This is a genomic window from Bradyrhizobium sp. SZCCHNS3052 (genome assembly GCF_032484495.1).
Taxonomy (GTDB): domain Bacteria; phylum Pseudomonadota; class Alphaproteobacteria; order Rhizobiales; family Xanthobacteraceae; genus Bradyrhizobium.
This window is the reverse complement of record NZ_JAUETB010000001.1, coordinates 583,326-597,839: the sequence shown is the minus strand read 5'-3', so window position 1 is coordinate 597,839 and position 14,514 is coordinate 583,326. Positions and strand designations below refer to the sequence as shown.

Sequence of the window (14,514 nt, the reverse complement as noted above, 5' to 3'; positions counted from 1 at the left end):
CGCAGCTCTTGCACTGATCATGCCATGCCCGCTCAGTCGCGCAAGCCCGGCGCGTAGCCGAACGCCACGGCCGGCTCGGCCGCGGTCTCGACCCACACGCTCTTCACCTGCGTGTATTCGTACAGCGCCTCGATGCCGGAGGAGCGGCCATGGCCGCTGTTGTTGTAGCCGCCGAACGGCGAGGCGACGTTGATGGTCTTGTAGGCGTTGATCCAGAACGTCCCGGCCTTGACCTGTGCTGCGACGCGATGCGCGCGCGCGACATCCCTGGTCCACACCGCGCCCGCGAGGCCGAACTCGCTGTCATTGGCGATCGCGATCGCCTCCGCCTCGGTGTCGAAGCGGATCGCGGCGACGACCGGACCAAACACCTCCTTGCGCGCGATACCCATGGCGTTGGTGACGTTCTTGAGCACGGTCGGCTTGACGAAATATCCGCCGTCCTGCGCCACGCCATTTGCGCCAGCGGCGATCTCCGCCCCCTCCGCCGCGCCTTCCCGGATCAACGACAGCACGTGATCATATTGCCTGGCGTTGTTGATCGGACCGATCTCGGTGTCCGCCGACAGCGGATCGCCGCATTTGATCTTCACTGCACCTTTTGCAACCAGATCGACGAAGCGGTCATAGACCGCGCTCTGCACCAGCAGCCTGGAGCCAGCGACGCAGCTCTGTCCGGCGCCGCCGAAGATCGCGGCCTGCGCGCCGACGGCGGCGCGTTCGAGATCGGCATCGGCGAACACGATGTTGGCGGACTTGCCGCCGAGCTCGAGCACCGACGGCAACAGCCTGCGCGCCGCAGCCTCGCCGATCAGCCGCCCGGTCGGTACCGAGCCGACGAACACCACCTTCCTGACCGCAGGCTGCGCCAGCGCCGCCTGCCCCGTGGTGTGGCCGAAACCGGCGAGCACGTTGACGACGCCCTTCGGCAAGCCCGTGCGTTCGGCGATGCCTGCCAGCGCCAGCGAGGTCAGCGGCGTCAGCTCCGAGGGCTTGAGCAGCACGGCGTTGCCCATGCTGATCGCTGGCGCGATCTGCCAGCCCGCGGTGAAGATCGGCGCATTCCACGGCGTGATCTGCAGCACCACGCCCATCGGCTCGCGACGCGTGTAGTTGAGATGGCTTGAGGGCACCGGGATGACGTCGCCGTGGAATTTGTCGGCCCAGCCGGCATAGTACTCGAACATCTCCGCGACCTTGGCGACCTCGCCCCTGGTGTCGCGGATCGGCTTGCCGGCGGACAGCGCTTCCAGATGCGCCAGCGGCTCGGCCGCGGCGAGGATCGCCCGCGCCACCGCCTGCATCACGCGGCCGCGGCCCGCGGCGGTCAGCTTCACCCATTCCGCCTGCCCCGCCCCCGCAGCAGCAGCCGCCTTGGCCGCCACGTCGGCACCGGCATCGGCATAGGTGAACAGCAATCTGCCGGTGGCGGGATCATTCACCGAGACCGTCGCGCCATCGCCGACGATCAGGTCACCGCCGACATGGGAGCCAACGGCCTCCAAGTCAGGCCAGAACGGCAGCGTGGCGGCGCGCAGGCGGGGATCGATGAAATGGGTCATGGCGGCACGCTCACGGCTTCGCCATCGGACCGAGCTGTAGCTCGACGATGCGGTTGAAATCATCAGTGTCGGCGATGCTGGCGGCGCTGTCCGCCCAGATGCGCGCGGTGTCGGTGGCCATCGGCAGCGACAGTCCGAGCTCCCCGATGAGCTGCGCCGCGAGCCTGACGTCCTTGCGCATCAGCTGCATGGTGAAACCGGAATCGAAGGCGCCGTTGAGAATCCAGTTGGGCACGTTGACGATCGTGACGCCGGAGCGGCCGGAGCCGGCATTGAGCCCTTCGAGCAGCCGCACTGCATCAACGCCCGCCGCATCGGCGATGCGTAGCGCCTCCGCGGCGGTCAGCAGATGCGCGGCGCAGAGCAGATTGTTGACGATCTTGGCGACGTTGCCGGCGCCGACGCCGCCGACATGGACGCGCTTGGCGCTCATGCGCTCCAGCACCGGCAGCACGCGCGCGAGATCATCGCCGTCGGCGCCGATCACCATCGTCATGGTGCCGGTCGCCGCGCCCTTCGGCCCGCCGCTGACCGGCGCATCGACGAAGCCCATGCCGCGCGCCTTGAGAAGGGCTGCGAGCCGGCGCGAGGTCTCGGGATGCGAGGTCGAGGTGTCGACGATGACGACGCCGGCCCTGGCATGCGCGAGGATGCCGCCGGCGCCTTCCACGACATCGGCGACGATGCCGGCGGTCGGCAGCGACAGGATCACGATGTCGGCGGCGGCGATCACGCTGCCGATGCCGTCGACAACCACAATGCCCTCGGCCGCCAGCGCCGCGCGCGTCGCGGCCAGCGTGTCGTAGCCCGTGACGGCAAAGCCCGCGCCCTTCAGCGTCAGCGCGATGCCGCGCCCCATGTTGCCAAGTCCGATGATGCCGATCGCGGTCACGTGGCCTCCTGCCCAGATTTGCCTCGCCAGCGTAGCCGCACGATTCCGGGGCAGACATCAGCGCCGCCCGCCGCTAGTGTTGACCTCAGGTCAACAGCTTCCAAAGCCATGTCCGCCCTGCTCGATCACCACCGCCTGCACTATCTGCACGAGGCGATCCGCCTCGGCTCGGTGCGCGCCGCCGCCGAAGCGCTCGACGTCAACGCGTCGGTGATCAGCCGGCAGATCGCGCTGCTGGAAAAGGAGCTCGGCCTCACTTTGCTCGAGCGCCTCAGCCGCGGCATCCGCGCCACCGAGGCCGGCGCGCTGCTGGTCGAGCGCTTCCGGCAATGGCAGGCCGATCAGGCCGACACCGTCGCCAAGCTGCGCGAATTGCAGGGGCTCAAACGCGGCCATGTCGACATCGTGCTCGGCGAGGGTTTCGTCAGCGACCTGATGTCCGGCCCGCTCGGCCAGTTCTGGCAACGCCATCCCAACCTCACCATGGCGTTCGATCTGGCCGGCACCAACGAGGTCGTCAATGCCGTCGCCGAGGATCGCCATCACATCGGCCTGGTGTTCAACCCATCAGCCGATCCGCGCATCCGGATCGCGACCGCGAGCCGGCAGCCGCTCTGCGCGATCATGCCGCCGGATCATGCGCTCGCGCGGCTCGGCCGTCCCTTGCGCTTGCGCGAGCTCGCCGATCACCCCCTCGGACTGATGCATCCGAGCTACGGCACGCGTCAGGTCGTGGCAATGGCGGAGGCCGCCGAGCGCATCGCCCTGTCGCCGAAGCTCACCACCAGCTCGATCAACGTGCTCCGCCACTTCGTCAGGAGCGGCCTCGGCCTGACGCTGCTGCCGGCCTTCGCGATCGCCGCCGATCTTGCCGACGGCTCCCTCGCCGCCGTGCCGGTGGACAACCGCCTGCTGGCCTCGAGCGAAGCCTGCGTCATCACCCGGCGCGGCCGCGAGCTGCCGCATGCCGCCAGCCATCTGCTGCGCTTTCTCAGCGGCCAGATGCGGGCGTTCCGGGTCGGCCGAGCCGCCGGCAAGACCAGGACGCGCGGCGCCGGACGTTGATCCGCACAGATCATCACGGATCGTTTTCCGTTGCGCTCGCGCGTGGGTTGCGATTGGATGTTGTAATTTAGGGAATCGACCTCATGCGCCACGCTCTCGCGATCGCGTTCGGCCTGTGGGCGGCGACAGCGGCTCAGGCCGAGACCTGCCAGCTCATCGGCAACCAGATCCTGTGCGACGACGGGAGGTCGGGACAGCGAATCGGCAACAACACTTATTGGAATGACGGCTCCTCGTCACAGCAGATCGGGCGCTTCACCTACAACAACGACGGCACCAGCTCGCAGCAGATCGGCAACCACACCTACTACAGCGATGGCACGTCGTCGCACACGGTCGGAAGCACGACCTATTTCAGTGATGGCAGGACGTGCCGGCGGATGGGCAAACAGATTCATTGCGACTAGTCAGCCGCCCCGACCGGACCGCTGCAGCAGATTTTCGGCAGGAGGGCGCTGGAGCGGGTGAAGGGAATCGAACCCTCATATTCAGCTTGGAAGGGTTTCGGCGCCTGAATGTTTTCAGGGCCCATGACCTTGCCCCCAAGTTTTATCCAGATCTGAGTTCGTTCGGGCGGTTTGATGTGCCCATCTGGGCGGTCGTAGCGGCGGGAGCTGGCGCGGAGCTCTCGGCATAGCGCAGCTCCAGATCCCGACGCGGATTGCAGGTGGCGGCGAACTTGGATGGCGTCTTCCATCCGAGCTGGGAGTGCGGCCGAGCGTCGTTATAGTCGGTCCGCCAGCATCGGAGCGCGACGCGGGCCTGAGCAAGCGAGGTGAACAGCGTCTCGTTCAGCTGTTCATCCGCAGGCGACCGTTGAAGCTCTCGATGAAGGCGTTCTGCATGGGTTTGCCCGGCGCGATGTAGTGCCAGGCGACACGGCTCTGATCGGTCCATGTCAGGATGGCATTGCTCGTGAGCTCGCTGCCGTTGTCGCTCACCACCATCTTGGGCCTGCCGCGCTCGGCGACCGGCCGGTCCAGCTCCCGGGCGACCGGGGCGCCCGAGAGTGAAGTGTCGGCCACCAGCGCCATTCTCGTCCTCCAGCGTCTTCAGCCGCTTGGCCTCCGAGACGTCCATTCCGCCGAACTTGGCCTTCCACTTGTAGATGCTGGCGTCGCTCACGCCATGCTTGCGGCAGAGATCGGCGACCGGAACGCCAGCCTCGTGCTCCTTCAAAATCCCGATGATCTGCTCTTCCGTAAAGCGGCTGCGCTTCATGCTCTGGTCCTCGTTGGGCCAGAACGAACTTCAAACTGGATTAAGCCCCAGGGGCATGGTCAGCGAATGCCAACAAAATCAGAGAGTTGAGAACTCGTTTGGGGGGAAAAGGCATCATTGTTCTGCAACGCCTTCCAAGAGCAGGCCCCAAACGGACTGGACGAAGTCAGCCGCAGACCGAAGGGCCGCAGAGCGGCGAACCGGTGAATTTGGCGAACCGAACGGTCTGGCGCAGTCGGGGGCTTAACGTCCCGGAGACGTAACCTTCAGAAGTCTGCGACCGCCTTGGACTCGTGCCGGGCGAAACGCGCGGGCGCGTAGGGCCTGGGATCGACGATCGGTTTGGCGGAGGTCACGAGATCGGCGATGAGATGGCCCGCACCTGGCCCGATGCCGAAGCCGTGGCCGCTGAAGCCGGCGGCGACGATCAGGCCGGGCAGCGCGGCGAGCTCGCCGATCGCAGGCACGCCGTCGGGCGTGGAATCGATGTAGCTCGCCCACGCCGCCGTGACGCGGCTCTGCTTCAAGGCCGGCAGCAGCTCGACCGCGCGCGCCTGGGTCAGGCGGATGGTGGCCTGGTCCGGCCGGGGATCGAGGATGCGGGTCAGCTCCATCGGCGTCGGCGCGTCGAGCCGCCAGCGGCCGACCGTCTCGTGGCCGGCGCGCAGGCCTTCGAGCCCGCCGGGCAGCAGGCTGCGCCAGCGCCTGGCGAACATCGGCAGGAAGTGCGGCGCGAAGCGCAGCTGCTGAAGTGTAGGATCGACGCGGCCGCGGCCGCTGATCGCGAGCGTATGGCCGCCGTCGCCGCGCCGGGTGATCGAGACGGCAGCGGTGTGCAGCGCCGGGGGCAGCGGCTCCGCCGACGGCGACAGAGCGAGCGCCGAGGCGCGGATCGAGGCCATCGGCAGTGCGACACCGAGCTGATGGCAGAACGACGAAGCCCAGGCGCCGGCGGCGAGCACCGCGACCGGCGTGCGGATGGTGCCGCGCTCGGTGATCACGGCCGACAGCCGGCCGCCGCTGGTCTCGACGCCGCGCACGGCGCACATCTGGTGCACCGAGCCGCCCTGCTTCAGGATCGCGCGCGCCACCGCGGGCGCGGCATCGGCGGGGCTGGCGGTGCCGTCGGTCGGCGAGAACACGCCGCCCTTCCAGCTGCGCCCGGTGGCAGCGCCGCGCTCCGTGGCCTGGCGGCTATCGAGCATGTGCGTGGTGACGCCGGCGGTTTTGGCGAACTCGCCCCAGCGCGTCCAGCCGGCGAGCTCCGCCTCGTCATTGCTGAGATAGAACAGCCCGCAGCGCGAGAAGCCGGTCGCCTCGCCGCTCTCGGCCGCGAAGCGCTCCCACAGATCGAGGCTCAGCGTCGCCATCGGCAGCTCGCGCGCATCGCGGTTCTGCTGCCGGCACCAGCCCCAATTGCGGCTGGACTGCTCGGCGCCGATGCGGCCCTTCTCGATCAGCGCCACCGCGAGCCCGCGCCGCGCGAGGTAATAGGCCGTGAACACGCCGACGATGCCGCCGCCGATGACCACGGCATCTGCACGCGCGGGCAGCGTTGGCGATGTCTCGACGTGCACCAGCGGTGCGGGCATGCGGTCTCTCCGGCTGTAGGCTTGGACAGGTTAGAGCGGTATCAGGCCGCACGGGCGCCGGATTCGCGGCCGGGACGGCATATCATTCTGCCGGCCGGCGCAGCGCCGGCGTATTGTTTTGCATCGCATAATCCCGGCGGCTACGGCCCCATTCTTGCTTTACGGACATTTCGTTGGGCCAAGCGCAGAATTTTCTGCTGTAATGGGGACCCGACCTCGCGCCACACGGGACCCGGCTTCATGAAGCTCGATCGCATCGACATCAAGATCCTGCATGAACTGCAGAAGAACGGCCGCGTCACCAATGTGGAGCTGGCCGAGCTGGTCAATCTGTCACCGAGCCCCTGCCTGATGCGGGTGAAGAAGCTGCAGGCGGAAGGCTATATCGAGGGCTACTCGGCGCAGATCTGCGTCTCCAAGCTCGGCCAGACATTGACCGTGTTCACCGAGGTCACCCTGAAGAACCACCGCCAGATCGACTTCGCCCGCTTTCTCGCCGCGGTCGAGAAGATCGACCAGCTGATCGAGTGCCACCTCGTCTCCGGCGGCTACGACTACATGATGAAGTTCGTCACCGCGGGGATCGGCGAGTACCAGACCATCATGGAGCGGCTGACCGACATGGACATCGGAATCGAGAAGTACTTCAGCTTCGTCGTGCTGAAGTCGCCGATCGTCAAGCCCTATCTGCCGCTGACCAGCCTGTTCCAGATGTAGCCGCGCGGTCAGCGCTGGCAGTATTCGCGGACCTGCTCGGGATCCTGGCGCAGATTGTCGAGCCAGGCGGGATCGAGCTTCGGCACCGACGACAGCAGGAGCTTCGTGTAGGGATGCTCCGGCCGCGCCATGGCCTCGGGCGTGATTTGCTCGATCTTGCGGCCGCGATACATCACGACGATATCGTCGCAGATCGCCTCGACCACCGACAGATCGTGGCTGATGAAGACATAAGCGAGATCGAGCTCGCGCTGCAGCTCCTTGAGCAGATCGATGACCGCCGCGGCGACGACGGTGTCGAGCGCGGAGGTGATCTCGTCGCAGATGATGAGCTTGGGATCGGCGGCCAGCGCGCGGGCGAAGTTGACGCGCTGCTTCTGTCCCCCCGAGAGCTCGCCCGGACGGCGCAGCCGCAAGCTCTGGGGCAGCTTCACCATGTCGAGCAGCTGATCGATGCGGGCGCTGCGGTGCTGGCGCGGCATGCCGTGATAGAATGTCAGCGGCCGCCCCAGAATGTCCTCGACCGTATGCGCCGGGTTCAGCGCCGTGTCGGCATGCTGGAACACGATCTGCACCTGGCGGAGCTGGTCCGCATCGCGGCTGCGCGCGCTGCGCCCGAGCTCGCGGCCGTCGAACACGACGCCGCCCGCAAACGGCGGCAGGATGCCGGCGATGGCGCGGGCGAGCGTCGACTTGCCGCAGCCGGATTCGCCGATGATGCCGAGATTGCGTCCGCGCGCGACGCGCAGGCTGACGTTCTCGACGGCCACGATCGCGGGCAGGCCGTCCGAGCGCCGCGGACCGTAGCCGACCGACACCTCGTGCACTTCGAGCAATGCCTCGGCCGCCACGGACGCCTCCGCTCGCGGTTCATGATGCGGCGCGATGGCGGCGAGCAGCTGGCGCGTATAGGGGTGCTGCGCGCGCTCGAGAATGTCGGCGGTCGTCCCGCTCTCCTGCACCTCGCCGTTGCGCAGCACGACGATGCGGTCGGCGATCTGGGCGACGACGGCGAGATCATGCGACACGTAGATGCCGGCGATGCGATGCGCCGAGATCACCGACTTGAACGCGCGCAGCACCTCGACCTGGGTGGTGACGTCGAGCGCCGTGGTCGGCTCGTCGAAGATCAGCACCTTCGGGCTCGCGATCAGCGCCATCGCCGCGGCGAGCCGCTGCAGCTGGCCGCCGGACACCTGGTGCGGATAGCGCTCGCCGATCGTGTCGGGGTTGGGCAGCGACAGCGCACGGAACAGCGCCGCGGCCTTGCTGCGCGCCTCCTCCACCGGCATCACGCCGTGGATGCGCACGACCTCGATGACCTGATCCATGATGCGGATTGCCGGATTGAACGCCGCGGCGGCGCTCTGCGGCACATAGGCGATCTTGGCGCCGCGCACGGCCGCCTTGTCCTTCTCCGAGAGTGTCACCATGTCGACGCCATCGACCGTGACCGAGCCGCCGACGATCTGGCAGCCGGCCCGCGCATAGCCCATCAGGCTCATCGCGATGGTGGTCTTGCCGGAGCCGCTCTCGCCGATCAGCGCGACGATCTCGCCTTCGGCGATGTCGAGATCGACGCCCCTGATGATCTCGATGGTGCGGTCGGAATCGGTGGTCGCCTCGACGCGAAGATCGCGGATTTGCACCAGGCTAGTCATCTACGACGCCTCCCGGTCGCGGATCTTGGTCGGCAGATTGTCGATCAGGAGATTGACGGCGATGGTGAGGCTTGCGATCGCCAGCGACGGGAAGATCACGGCCGGCGCGGCATAGGGCAGCCCGCCGATGTTCTCGCGCACCAGCGCGCCCCAATCGGCATAAGGCGGCCGCACGCCCAGGCCGAGAAAGGACATTCCGGACAGCAGCAGCACGATGAACACGAAGCGCAAGCCAAGATCGACCAGCACCGGCCCGATGATATTGGGCAGGATCTCGGCGCGGATCAAATAGAACAGGCTCTCGCCGCGGATCCGGGCCACCGTGACGAAATCCATGGTGTTGATGTTGACCGCGAGCGCGCGGGCGAAGCGGTAGGCGCCGGGAATGTAGATCACTGCCATGGTCAGGATCAGCACCGGGATCGACGAGCCCACCGCGGCGACGACGACGAGGCTGAACAGCTTGCTCGGAATCGAGCTCAGCGCGTCGAGCAGCCGGCTCAGCACCATGTCGACGACCCCGCCGGTGATCGCCGCGATCATGCCGAGCGTGACGCCCGACACGCCGGCGATGATGACGGAGGCCACGGAGATACCGAGCGTATAGCGCGCGCCCATCAGGATGCGCGAGGTCATGTCGCGGCCGAGATAGTCGGAGCCGAGCCACAGCTCCCGGCTCATCGGGCCGAAATAATCGGCGTCGACGATGTCGCCGATCGGATGCGGGATGATGGAGGGCGCGGCGAACGCCACCACGATCCAGAACGCCACGATCAGCGCCCCGGTCACGCCGACAGCGTTGATGCGGTAGCCGAAGCGCGGGCGCCGCGAGGCGGAGGGCGCGGCGCTCGTCATCGCAGCCTCGGATTGGACAGGATGGCGATGATGTCGGCTGTGGTGGTCAGCAGCAGGAAGCCGAAGCAGAAGATGATGGCGCAGCTCTGGATCAGCGGCAGGTCGCGGGTCGACACCGCGTCGACCATCAGCTTGGCGATGCCGGGATAGTTGAAGACGGTCTCGATGATGATGACGCCACCCAGGAGATAGGACAATGACAAGGCCACCGCATTCACGATCGGGCCGAGCGCATTGGGCAGCGCATGGCGGAGCACCAGACGGCCGCGCGAGGCGCCCTTCAAGAGCGCCATCTCGACATAGGGCGTGTTCAAGGTCTCGATCACGGCCGCCCGGCTCATCCGGATCATCTGCGCCGAGATCACTATGGTGAGGGTGACGACCGGCATCGCATAGGCGCGGGCGAAATCATACGCGGTGCGGATCTCGCTGGTGAAGGACACCGCCGGCAGCCAGTTGAGATAGACGGCGAAGACGAGCACGGCTAGGGTCGCGATCATGAACTCCGGCACCGACACGATGCCGATGACGGCGATGGTCAGACAGCGATCATACAGCGTGTTGCGCAGCATCGCCGCGGTGATGCCGAGCGTCAGCGCCAGCGGCACCGCGACGGTCGCGGTGAGGCCAGCGAGCTTGAGGGTGTTGACGAGGCGCCCGCCGATCAGCTTCGCGACTGGCATGTTGTTGGCATATGACACGCCGAGATCGCCCTGCACGACGCCGGCCAGCCAGCGCAGGAAACGGAAAATGGCGGGATCATCGAGATGCATCGCCTTGCGCAGCCCCTCGACCGCCTCGGGGGTCGCGGCCTGGCCGAGCAGGATGGTCGCGGTGTCGCCCGGCAGCATCGCGGTGGCGAAGAAGACGGCGAATGAGACAATGACCGCGGTGACCAGCGCGATCGCCAGCCGGGCCAGGATGAGGGATGCGATCCGATGTTTCAAACTTTGGGTCCGCGAGCCTGATCAGATCATGGTCATCGTGGCGCCGACCCGAGTGACCGGCGCCACGCGACTCAGACAGCATTCACGAATCGAGCCAGACATATTCGGCGAAGGCATATCCCATCATGCCGCCGAGCGGGCTCGGCTCCAAGCCCTTCAGCCTCGACGAGGTGGCATCGATATTGGAGATGTAGGCCGGAATGATGGTGCCCGCCTCCTCCGCGATCATCGCCTGCATCTCGGCATACATCTGCTTGCGCCTGGCCTGGTCGAGCAGGCCGCGCGCCTCGAGCATCATCTTGTCGAACTTCTCGGACTTGAAGCGGCTCTCGTTCCACGGCGCCTCGGAGGCATAGAGCAGCGAGAACAGGATGTCCGGCGTCGGGCGCGGATTGATGTTGCCGAAATGGACCGGCGCCTTCAGCCAGTAATTGTCCCAATAGCCGTCCGAGGGAACGCGCTGCACGTCCAGCGTCAGGCCGATCGCCGCCGCCGAGGCCTGGATCACCATGGCCATCTCGATCGCCGAGTTCGCCGCTTCCGAGGTCACGACCGGGATCGACGTGCCGAGCACGCCGGCCTTCTGGAACAGCGATTTCGCCTTGTCCGGATCGAACGGCTTCGGCTTGAGGTCGGGGTTGTGGAAGAAATTCGCCGGAGAAACCGGCTGGTCGTTGCCGACGACGCCGAAGCCACGCAGCACCGACTTGACGATCTGCTCGCGGTTGACGAGGTGCTTCATGCCATCGATGAAGTCCTTCTTGTTGCCCGGCGCCATGTCGAGGCGAATGTTGAGGTCAGTGTAGTTGCCGGTCGTCGATTTCGACAGAGCAATCCCCTCCTTGCCCTCGATCAGCCGGAGCGAGCGCGGGTTGATGCTGGCGGCGAGCTGGATGTCGCCCGAGAGCAGCGCGTTGACACGCGCATTCTCCTCGGTGATCGCGATGAACTCGATCTGATCGAGATAGGGGCCGTCCTTGAAATAGTTCTTGTTGCGCACGCCGATGGAGCGGACGCCCGGCTCGAAGGCCTCGCGGACGAAGGCGCCGGTGCCGTTGCCCTTGGAGAAATCGGTGGTGCCGTCGGCGACGATCATGAAGTGATGCAGCGCCAGGATCATCGGCAGGTCGGCGTTCGGGCTCGCCAGCGTGATCTCGACGGTGGTCTTGTCGACCGCCTTGAAGCCGGTCATCTGCGCCGCGATCTTGGCGACCTTGGAGCCTGTCGCCTTGTCGAGATGCCGCTTCAGCGAGAACACGACGTCGTCGGCCGTCAGCAGCTTGCCGTCGTGGAAGGTGACGCCCTTCTTGAGCTTCACGGTCCAAGTCTGCGCATCCTGGGACTCGACGGATTCGGCGAGCTCCATCTGCGCCGCGCCGCTCTTATCGAGCGTGGTGAGCCGATTGTAGAACGAGCAGCAGCGCACATAGTCGGTCGAGAACGACGCCTTGGCCGGATCGAGCGTGTCGGCCGTCGAGGTGGACCAGCCCGCGGCCTTGATCGAGCCGCCCTTCTTCGGCGTGGCCGCGAATGCGCGCTCGACGCGACCGAGGATGGTGCTGCCGGAAGCGAGCGCGACGCCATTGGCGAGCATCATCTTCAGGAGATCCCGGCGCGAGGCGCCGCGCCGGATTGCCGCCTCGACCAGCACATCGTCACTCGGAGTCCAGTTGGTGATCCCTTTGCTCATGTCATCCGTCCCCTGTTCGATCCGGCAGAATGAAAATCGTCAGTCGCACATCATTTGGCAGGCACCTGGTCCACCGCGTCGGCCAGCTCGGCCATCGAATGGAAGTGGAAATCCGGCTTGGTGAAGGACGCCGGCGCGATGGTGCCGCCATAGCCCTGCTTGTCGTGGCGCCGCTCGATCCAGCAATTGATGACGCCGAGCTGCCGGGAGATGCCGATGTCGTGATACTGGCTCTGCGCCACATGCAGGATCTGTGACGTCGAGCCGCCGTCACGTTCGATGAAATCGAACACCTGAGTGAAGAAGGCGGGATCCGGCTTCTCCGTCCCGGTGTCGTCGACCGTGAAGCTCGCGTAGAACGGCGAGCCCAGCTCGCGCTCGAAATGATCCAGTGCCCAGCGCCGCGCATTGGTCATCGCGATCAGCTTGTAGCGCCGGGCGAGACGCGCCATGGCGGCGGCGCTGTCCGGGAAGGCCTTCCAGCGTGCGGCGGAGTCGCGGAAGCGCTCGCCGAGCGCGGTCTGCCTGGGCAGATCGAGTTGTGGTGCGATGATGTCATAGACCCGGACGAGATCATCCGGAAAGCGGTCGGCGTCCGCCGCGTAGCGTGCCGCGCGGTACAGGCTCAGCGCCTGCTCACCGTCGATTGCCTTGTTTGCTTCCGCCGCGATCTCACCGAGGCTCGAGACGATCCCGCTTTCGAAGTCGATCAGCGTGCCGACCACGTCGAAGGTCAGGTACCCGAATTGAGCAAGATCGAGCTTGGTCATTCTGTGAGGCCCTTCCGCGTCATCGGTCCTAGTGTGAAGCCGGGTTCCGGCGAAAACTTCCGAATTGCGAGGACCCGACGGCAGAAAATTGCGAATAGGAGGAGCCGCCGACATATCGGCCCTGCTGCACACGCACCGATATGCCCGTGCCCACCTTCACGCCATGGCCTCGCGGACGTCCGGATCGGCCAGGGTCTGATCCAGCGTCCGTGCGGTGCGTTCGAGGATGGCATCGATGTCCGCGTCGCTGCAGCACAGCGGCGGCGCGTAGCCGAGCACCCCTGTCGGGAAGGCACGGATGACGAGGCCGTTGGCCCAGGCGCGATCGAAGATGCGGCGCGACGGCTCGGCGCTCGCCGGCAGCGGCGTCTTCTTCTCCTTGTCGATCACGAGCTCGATGGCCGCCAGCAGGCCACGGCCGCGCACCTCGCCCACCAACGGATGGTCCTGCAGCGCGCGCAGGCCCGCCATCAGCCGCGCACCCGCCCGCCGGCCATTCTCCAGCAGGCCATTCTCATAGAGACCAAGCACGGCAAGGCCGACCGCCGCGCTCACCGGATGCGCCGAATAGGTATAGCCGTGCCCCACGGCCGAAGAACCTGCGCCATCGGCAATAACGCCATAGACATGATCGGACATCAGCACCGCGCCCATTGGGACGTAGCCGGAGGTCAGACCCTTCGCGACGGTCATGAAGTCCGGGGCGATGTCGTCATCTGTGCAGGCGAACAGCGGTCCGGTACGACCGAAGCCGGTGATCACCTCGTCGGCGACGAACAGGATGCCGTGCTGCCGGCAGCGCTCGCGCATCGCCTTCATCCAGCCGTCCGGCGGCACCAGCACGCCGCCCGAGCCCTGGATCGGCTCGGCATAGAACGCGGCCACCCGTTCGGGACCGCCGACCTCGGCGATCTTGGCTTCGAGGGCCGCGAGCGAGGACGCGATGACGGCGTCGGGATCACTGCCAACGGGGTTGCGGTACGAATAGTGCGACGGGATCTTGTGCTGCCAGTTCAGTGGCACGCCGAAATTGGCGTGGAAGGCCGGCAGCGCCGTGAGTCCTGCACCGACCGTCGACGAGCCGTGATAGCCCTGCTGCAGCGTGATGAACTGATCGCGCTGCGGCTGCCCCCTCGCGTGCCAATAGTAATGGATGAAGCGGACCGTGCTGTCGACGGCGTCCGAGCCGCCAAGCGTGAAATAGACGTGGTTGAGATCACCCGGCGCGCGCTCGGCGAGCGCGGCCGCGAGCCGGATGGCCGGCTCCGAGGCGAGGCTGAAATAGCCGGTGGCATAAGGCAGCTCGCGCATCTGCCGCGCCGCCGCCTCGACGATGCTCTCATGGCCATAGCCGGCATTGACGCACCACAGCCCGGCGAAGCCGTCGACCAGTTGATGGCCCGAGGCATCGGTCACGATCGCACCCTTGGCGGATTTCAGGACCCGCGCGCCGGCGGCCTCGTGTCCGCGATAGGACGCGACCGGATGCACCAGATGGGCGCGATCGAGTTCGATGAGCGAGTTGCTGAGCATGATGATCTC

Annotated in this window: 13 protein-coding genes and 2 pseudogenes; 3 read left to right on the top strand and 12 right to left on the bottom strand. The window is 66.5% G+C overall.

What is annotated here, in order from left to right; all coding sequences use genetic code 11:
* Window positions 1–32 precede the first annotated feature (32 nt).
* Together QX073_RS02665 and QX073_RS02660 are read right to left on the bottom strand one after the other, a co-directional pair.
* Window positions 33–1,562, bottom strand: coding sequence for an aldehyde dehydrogenase family protein (locus QX073_RS02665; RefSeq protein WP_316188429.1), 1,530 nt, complete (start codon window positions 1,560–1,562; stop codon window positions 33–35).
* Window positions 1,563–1,572: 10 nt separating this feature from the next.
* Window positions 1,573–2,454 (bottom strand): NAD(P)-dependent oxidoreductase, encoded by an 882-nt coding sequence (locus tag QX073_RS02660; RefSeq protein ID WP_316225282.1) that lies wholly within the window; start codon window positions 2,452–2,454, stop codon window positions 1,573–1,575.
* A gap of 108 nt (window positions 2,455–2,562) precedes the next feature.
* On the opposite strand from QX073_RS02660, the gene QX073_RS02655 reads away from it, so the two are divergent.
* Together QX073_RS02655 and QX073_RS02650 are read left to right on the top strand one after the other, a co-directional pair.
* The gene (locus tag QX073_RS02655) at window positions 2,563–3,519 is read left to right on the top strand and encodes a LysR family transcriptional regulator (protein WP_316225281.1); all 957 of its coding nucleotides are present in this window, start codon (window positions 2,563–2,565) and stop codon (window positions 3,517–3,519) included.
* A gap of 83 nt (window positions 3,520–3,602) precedes the next feature.
* Complete coding sequence (locus QX073_RS02650) at window positions 3,603–3,926, top strand: hypothetical protein (RefSeq protein WP_316225280.1); 324 nt, start codon at window positions 3,603–3,605, stop codon at window positions 3,924–3,926.
* Window positions 3,927–4,068: 142 nt separating this feature from the next.
* Here the strand turns inward: QX073_RS02650 and QX073_RS34390 are convergent.
* From QX073_RS34390 to QX073_RS02640, 4 genes and pseudogenes are all read right to left on the bottom strand, one after another.
* Window positions 4,069–4,340, bottom strand: a pseudogene (locus tag QX073_RS34390) (integrase core domain-containing protein); the annotation flags it as partial.
* A complete protein-coding gene (locus QX073_RS34385) occupies window positions 4,311–4,553 on the bottom strand; it encodes an integrase core domain-containing protein (RefSeq protein WP_410052354.1) in 243 nt (80 codons plus the stop codon). The gene QX073_RS34385 and the pseudogene QX073_RS34390, both read right to left, overlap by 30 nt.
* A pseudogene (locus QX073_RS34380) lies at window positions 4,552–4,740 on the bottom strand (transposase); the annotation flags it as partial. The pseudogene QX073_RS34380 and the gene QX073_RS34385, both read right to left, overlap by 2 nt.
* Before the next feature lie 266 nt (window positions 4,741–5,006).
* Window positions 5,007–6,332 (bottom strand): FAD-binding oxidoreductase, encoded by a 1,326-nt coding sequence (locus QX073_RS02640; RefSeq protein WP_316225279.1) that lies wholly within the window; start codon window positions 6,330–6,332, stop codon window positions 5,007–5,009.
* 240 nt (window positions 6,333–6,572) lie between these two features.
* Between QX073_RS02640 and QX073_RS02635 the strand changes: the two genes are divergently transcribed.
* Complete coding sequence (locus QX073_RS02635) at window positions 6,573–7,049, top strand: Lrp/AsnC family transcriptional regulator (RefSeq protein WP_008962239.1); 477 nt, start codon at window positions 6,573–6,575, stop codon at window positions 7,047–7,049.
* Between the two features lie 8 nt (window positions 7,050–7,057).
* Here the strand turns inward: QX073_RS02635 and QX073_RS02630 are convergent, their stop codons facing one another.
* From QX073_RS02630 to QX073_RS02605, 6 genes are all read right to left on the bottom strand, one after another.
* On the bottom strand, window positions 7,058–8,710 hold the full coding sequence (locus tag QX073_RS02630) for an ABC transporter ATP-binding protein (RefSeq protein ID WP_316225278.1): 1,653 nt from the start codon (window positions 8,708–8,710) through the stop codon (window positions 7,058–7,060).
* A complete protein-coding gene (locus QX073_RS02625) occupies window positions 8,711–9,565 on the bottom strand; it encodes an ABC transporter permease (protein ID WP_316225277.1) in 855 nt (284 codons plus the stop codon). It abuts the gene before it with no gap.
* Window positions 9,562–10,512 carry an ABC transporter permease gene (locus QX073_RS02620; RefSeq protein WP_316225276.1) on the bottom strand — a complete coding sequence of 317 codons (951 nt, stop codon included), beginning with the start codon at window positions 10,510–10,512 and terminating at the stop codon, window positions 9,562–9,564. Before QX073_RS02620 ends, QX073_RS02625 begins: the two co-directional genes overlap by 4 nt.
* 82 nt (window positions 10,513–10,594) lie before the next feature.
* On the bottom strand, window positions 10,595–12,202 hold the full coding sequence (locus QX073_RS02615; RefSeq protein ID WP_316225275.1) for an ABC transporter substrate-binding protein: 1,608 nt from the start codon (window positions 12,200–12,202) through the stop codon (window positions 10,595–10,597).
* A 50-nt stretch (window positions 12,203–12,252) separates the two neighbouring features.
* Entirely contained in the window at window positions 12,253–12,972 is a 720-nt protein-coding gene (locus QX073_RS02610) for an HAD-IA family hydrolase (protein ID WP_316204147.1), read from the bottom strand.
* A 156-nt stretch (window positions 12,973–13,128) separates the two neighbouring features.
* The gene (locus QX073_RS02605) at window positions 13,129–14,505 is read right to left on the bottom strand and encodes an aspartate aminotransferase family protein (RefSeq protein WP_316225274.1); all 1,377 of its coding nucleotides are present in this window, start codon (window positions 14,503–14,505) and stop codon (window positions 13,129–13,131) included.
* Between the last annotated feature and the right edge of the window lie 9 nt (window positions 14,506–14,514).

Excerpts from the sequence above, each read along its gene's own strand:
- QX073_RS02665 (WP_316188429.1), bottom strand. The coding sequence starts at position 1,562 with ATGACCCATTTCATCGATCCCCGCCTGCGCGCCGCCACGCTGCCGTTC.
- QX073_RS02655 (WP_316225281.1), top strand. The coding sequence starts at position 2,563 with ATGTCCGCCCTGCTCGATCACCACCGCCTGCACTATCTGCACGAGGCG.
- QX073_RS02650 (WP_316225280.1), top strand. The coding sequence starts at position 3,603 with ATGCGCCACGCTCTCGCGATCGCGTTCGGCCTGTGGGCGGCGACAGCG.
- QX073_RS34385 (WP_410052354.1), bottom strand. The coding sequence starts at position 4,553 with ATGGCGCTGGTGGCCGACACTTCACTCTCGGGCGCCCCGGTCGCCCGG.
- QX073_RS02640 (WP_316225279.1), bottom strand. The coding sequence starts at position 6,332 with ATGCCCGCACCGCTGGTGCACGTCGAGACATCGCCAACGCTGCCCGCG.
- QX073_RS02635 (WP_008962239.1), top strand. The coding sequence starts at position 6,573 with ATGAAGCTCGATCGCATCGACATCAAGATCCTGCATGAACTGCAGAAG.
- QX073_RS02630 (WP_316225278.1), bottom strand. The coding sequence starts at position 8,710 with ATGACTAGCCTGGTGCAAATCCGCGATCTTCGCGTCGAGGCGACCACC.
- QX073_RS02625 (WP_316225277.1), bottom strand. The coding sequence starts at position 9,565 with ATGACGAGCGCCGCGCCCTCCGCCTCGCGGCGCCCGCGCTTCGGCTAC.
- QX073_RS02615 (WP_316225275.1), bottom strand. The coding sequence starts at position 12,202 with ATGAGCAAAGGGATCACCAACTGGACTCCGAGTGACGATGTGCTGGTC.
- QX073_RS02610 (WP_316204147.1), bottom strand. The coding sequence starts at position 12,972 with ATGACCAAGCTCGATCTTGCTCAATTCGGGTACCTGACCTTCGACGTG.
- QX073_RS02605 (WP_316225274.1), bottom strand. The coding sequence starts at position 14,505 with ATGCTCAGCAACTCGCTCATCGAACTCGATCGCGCCCATCTGGTGCAT.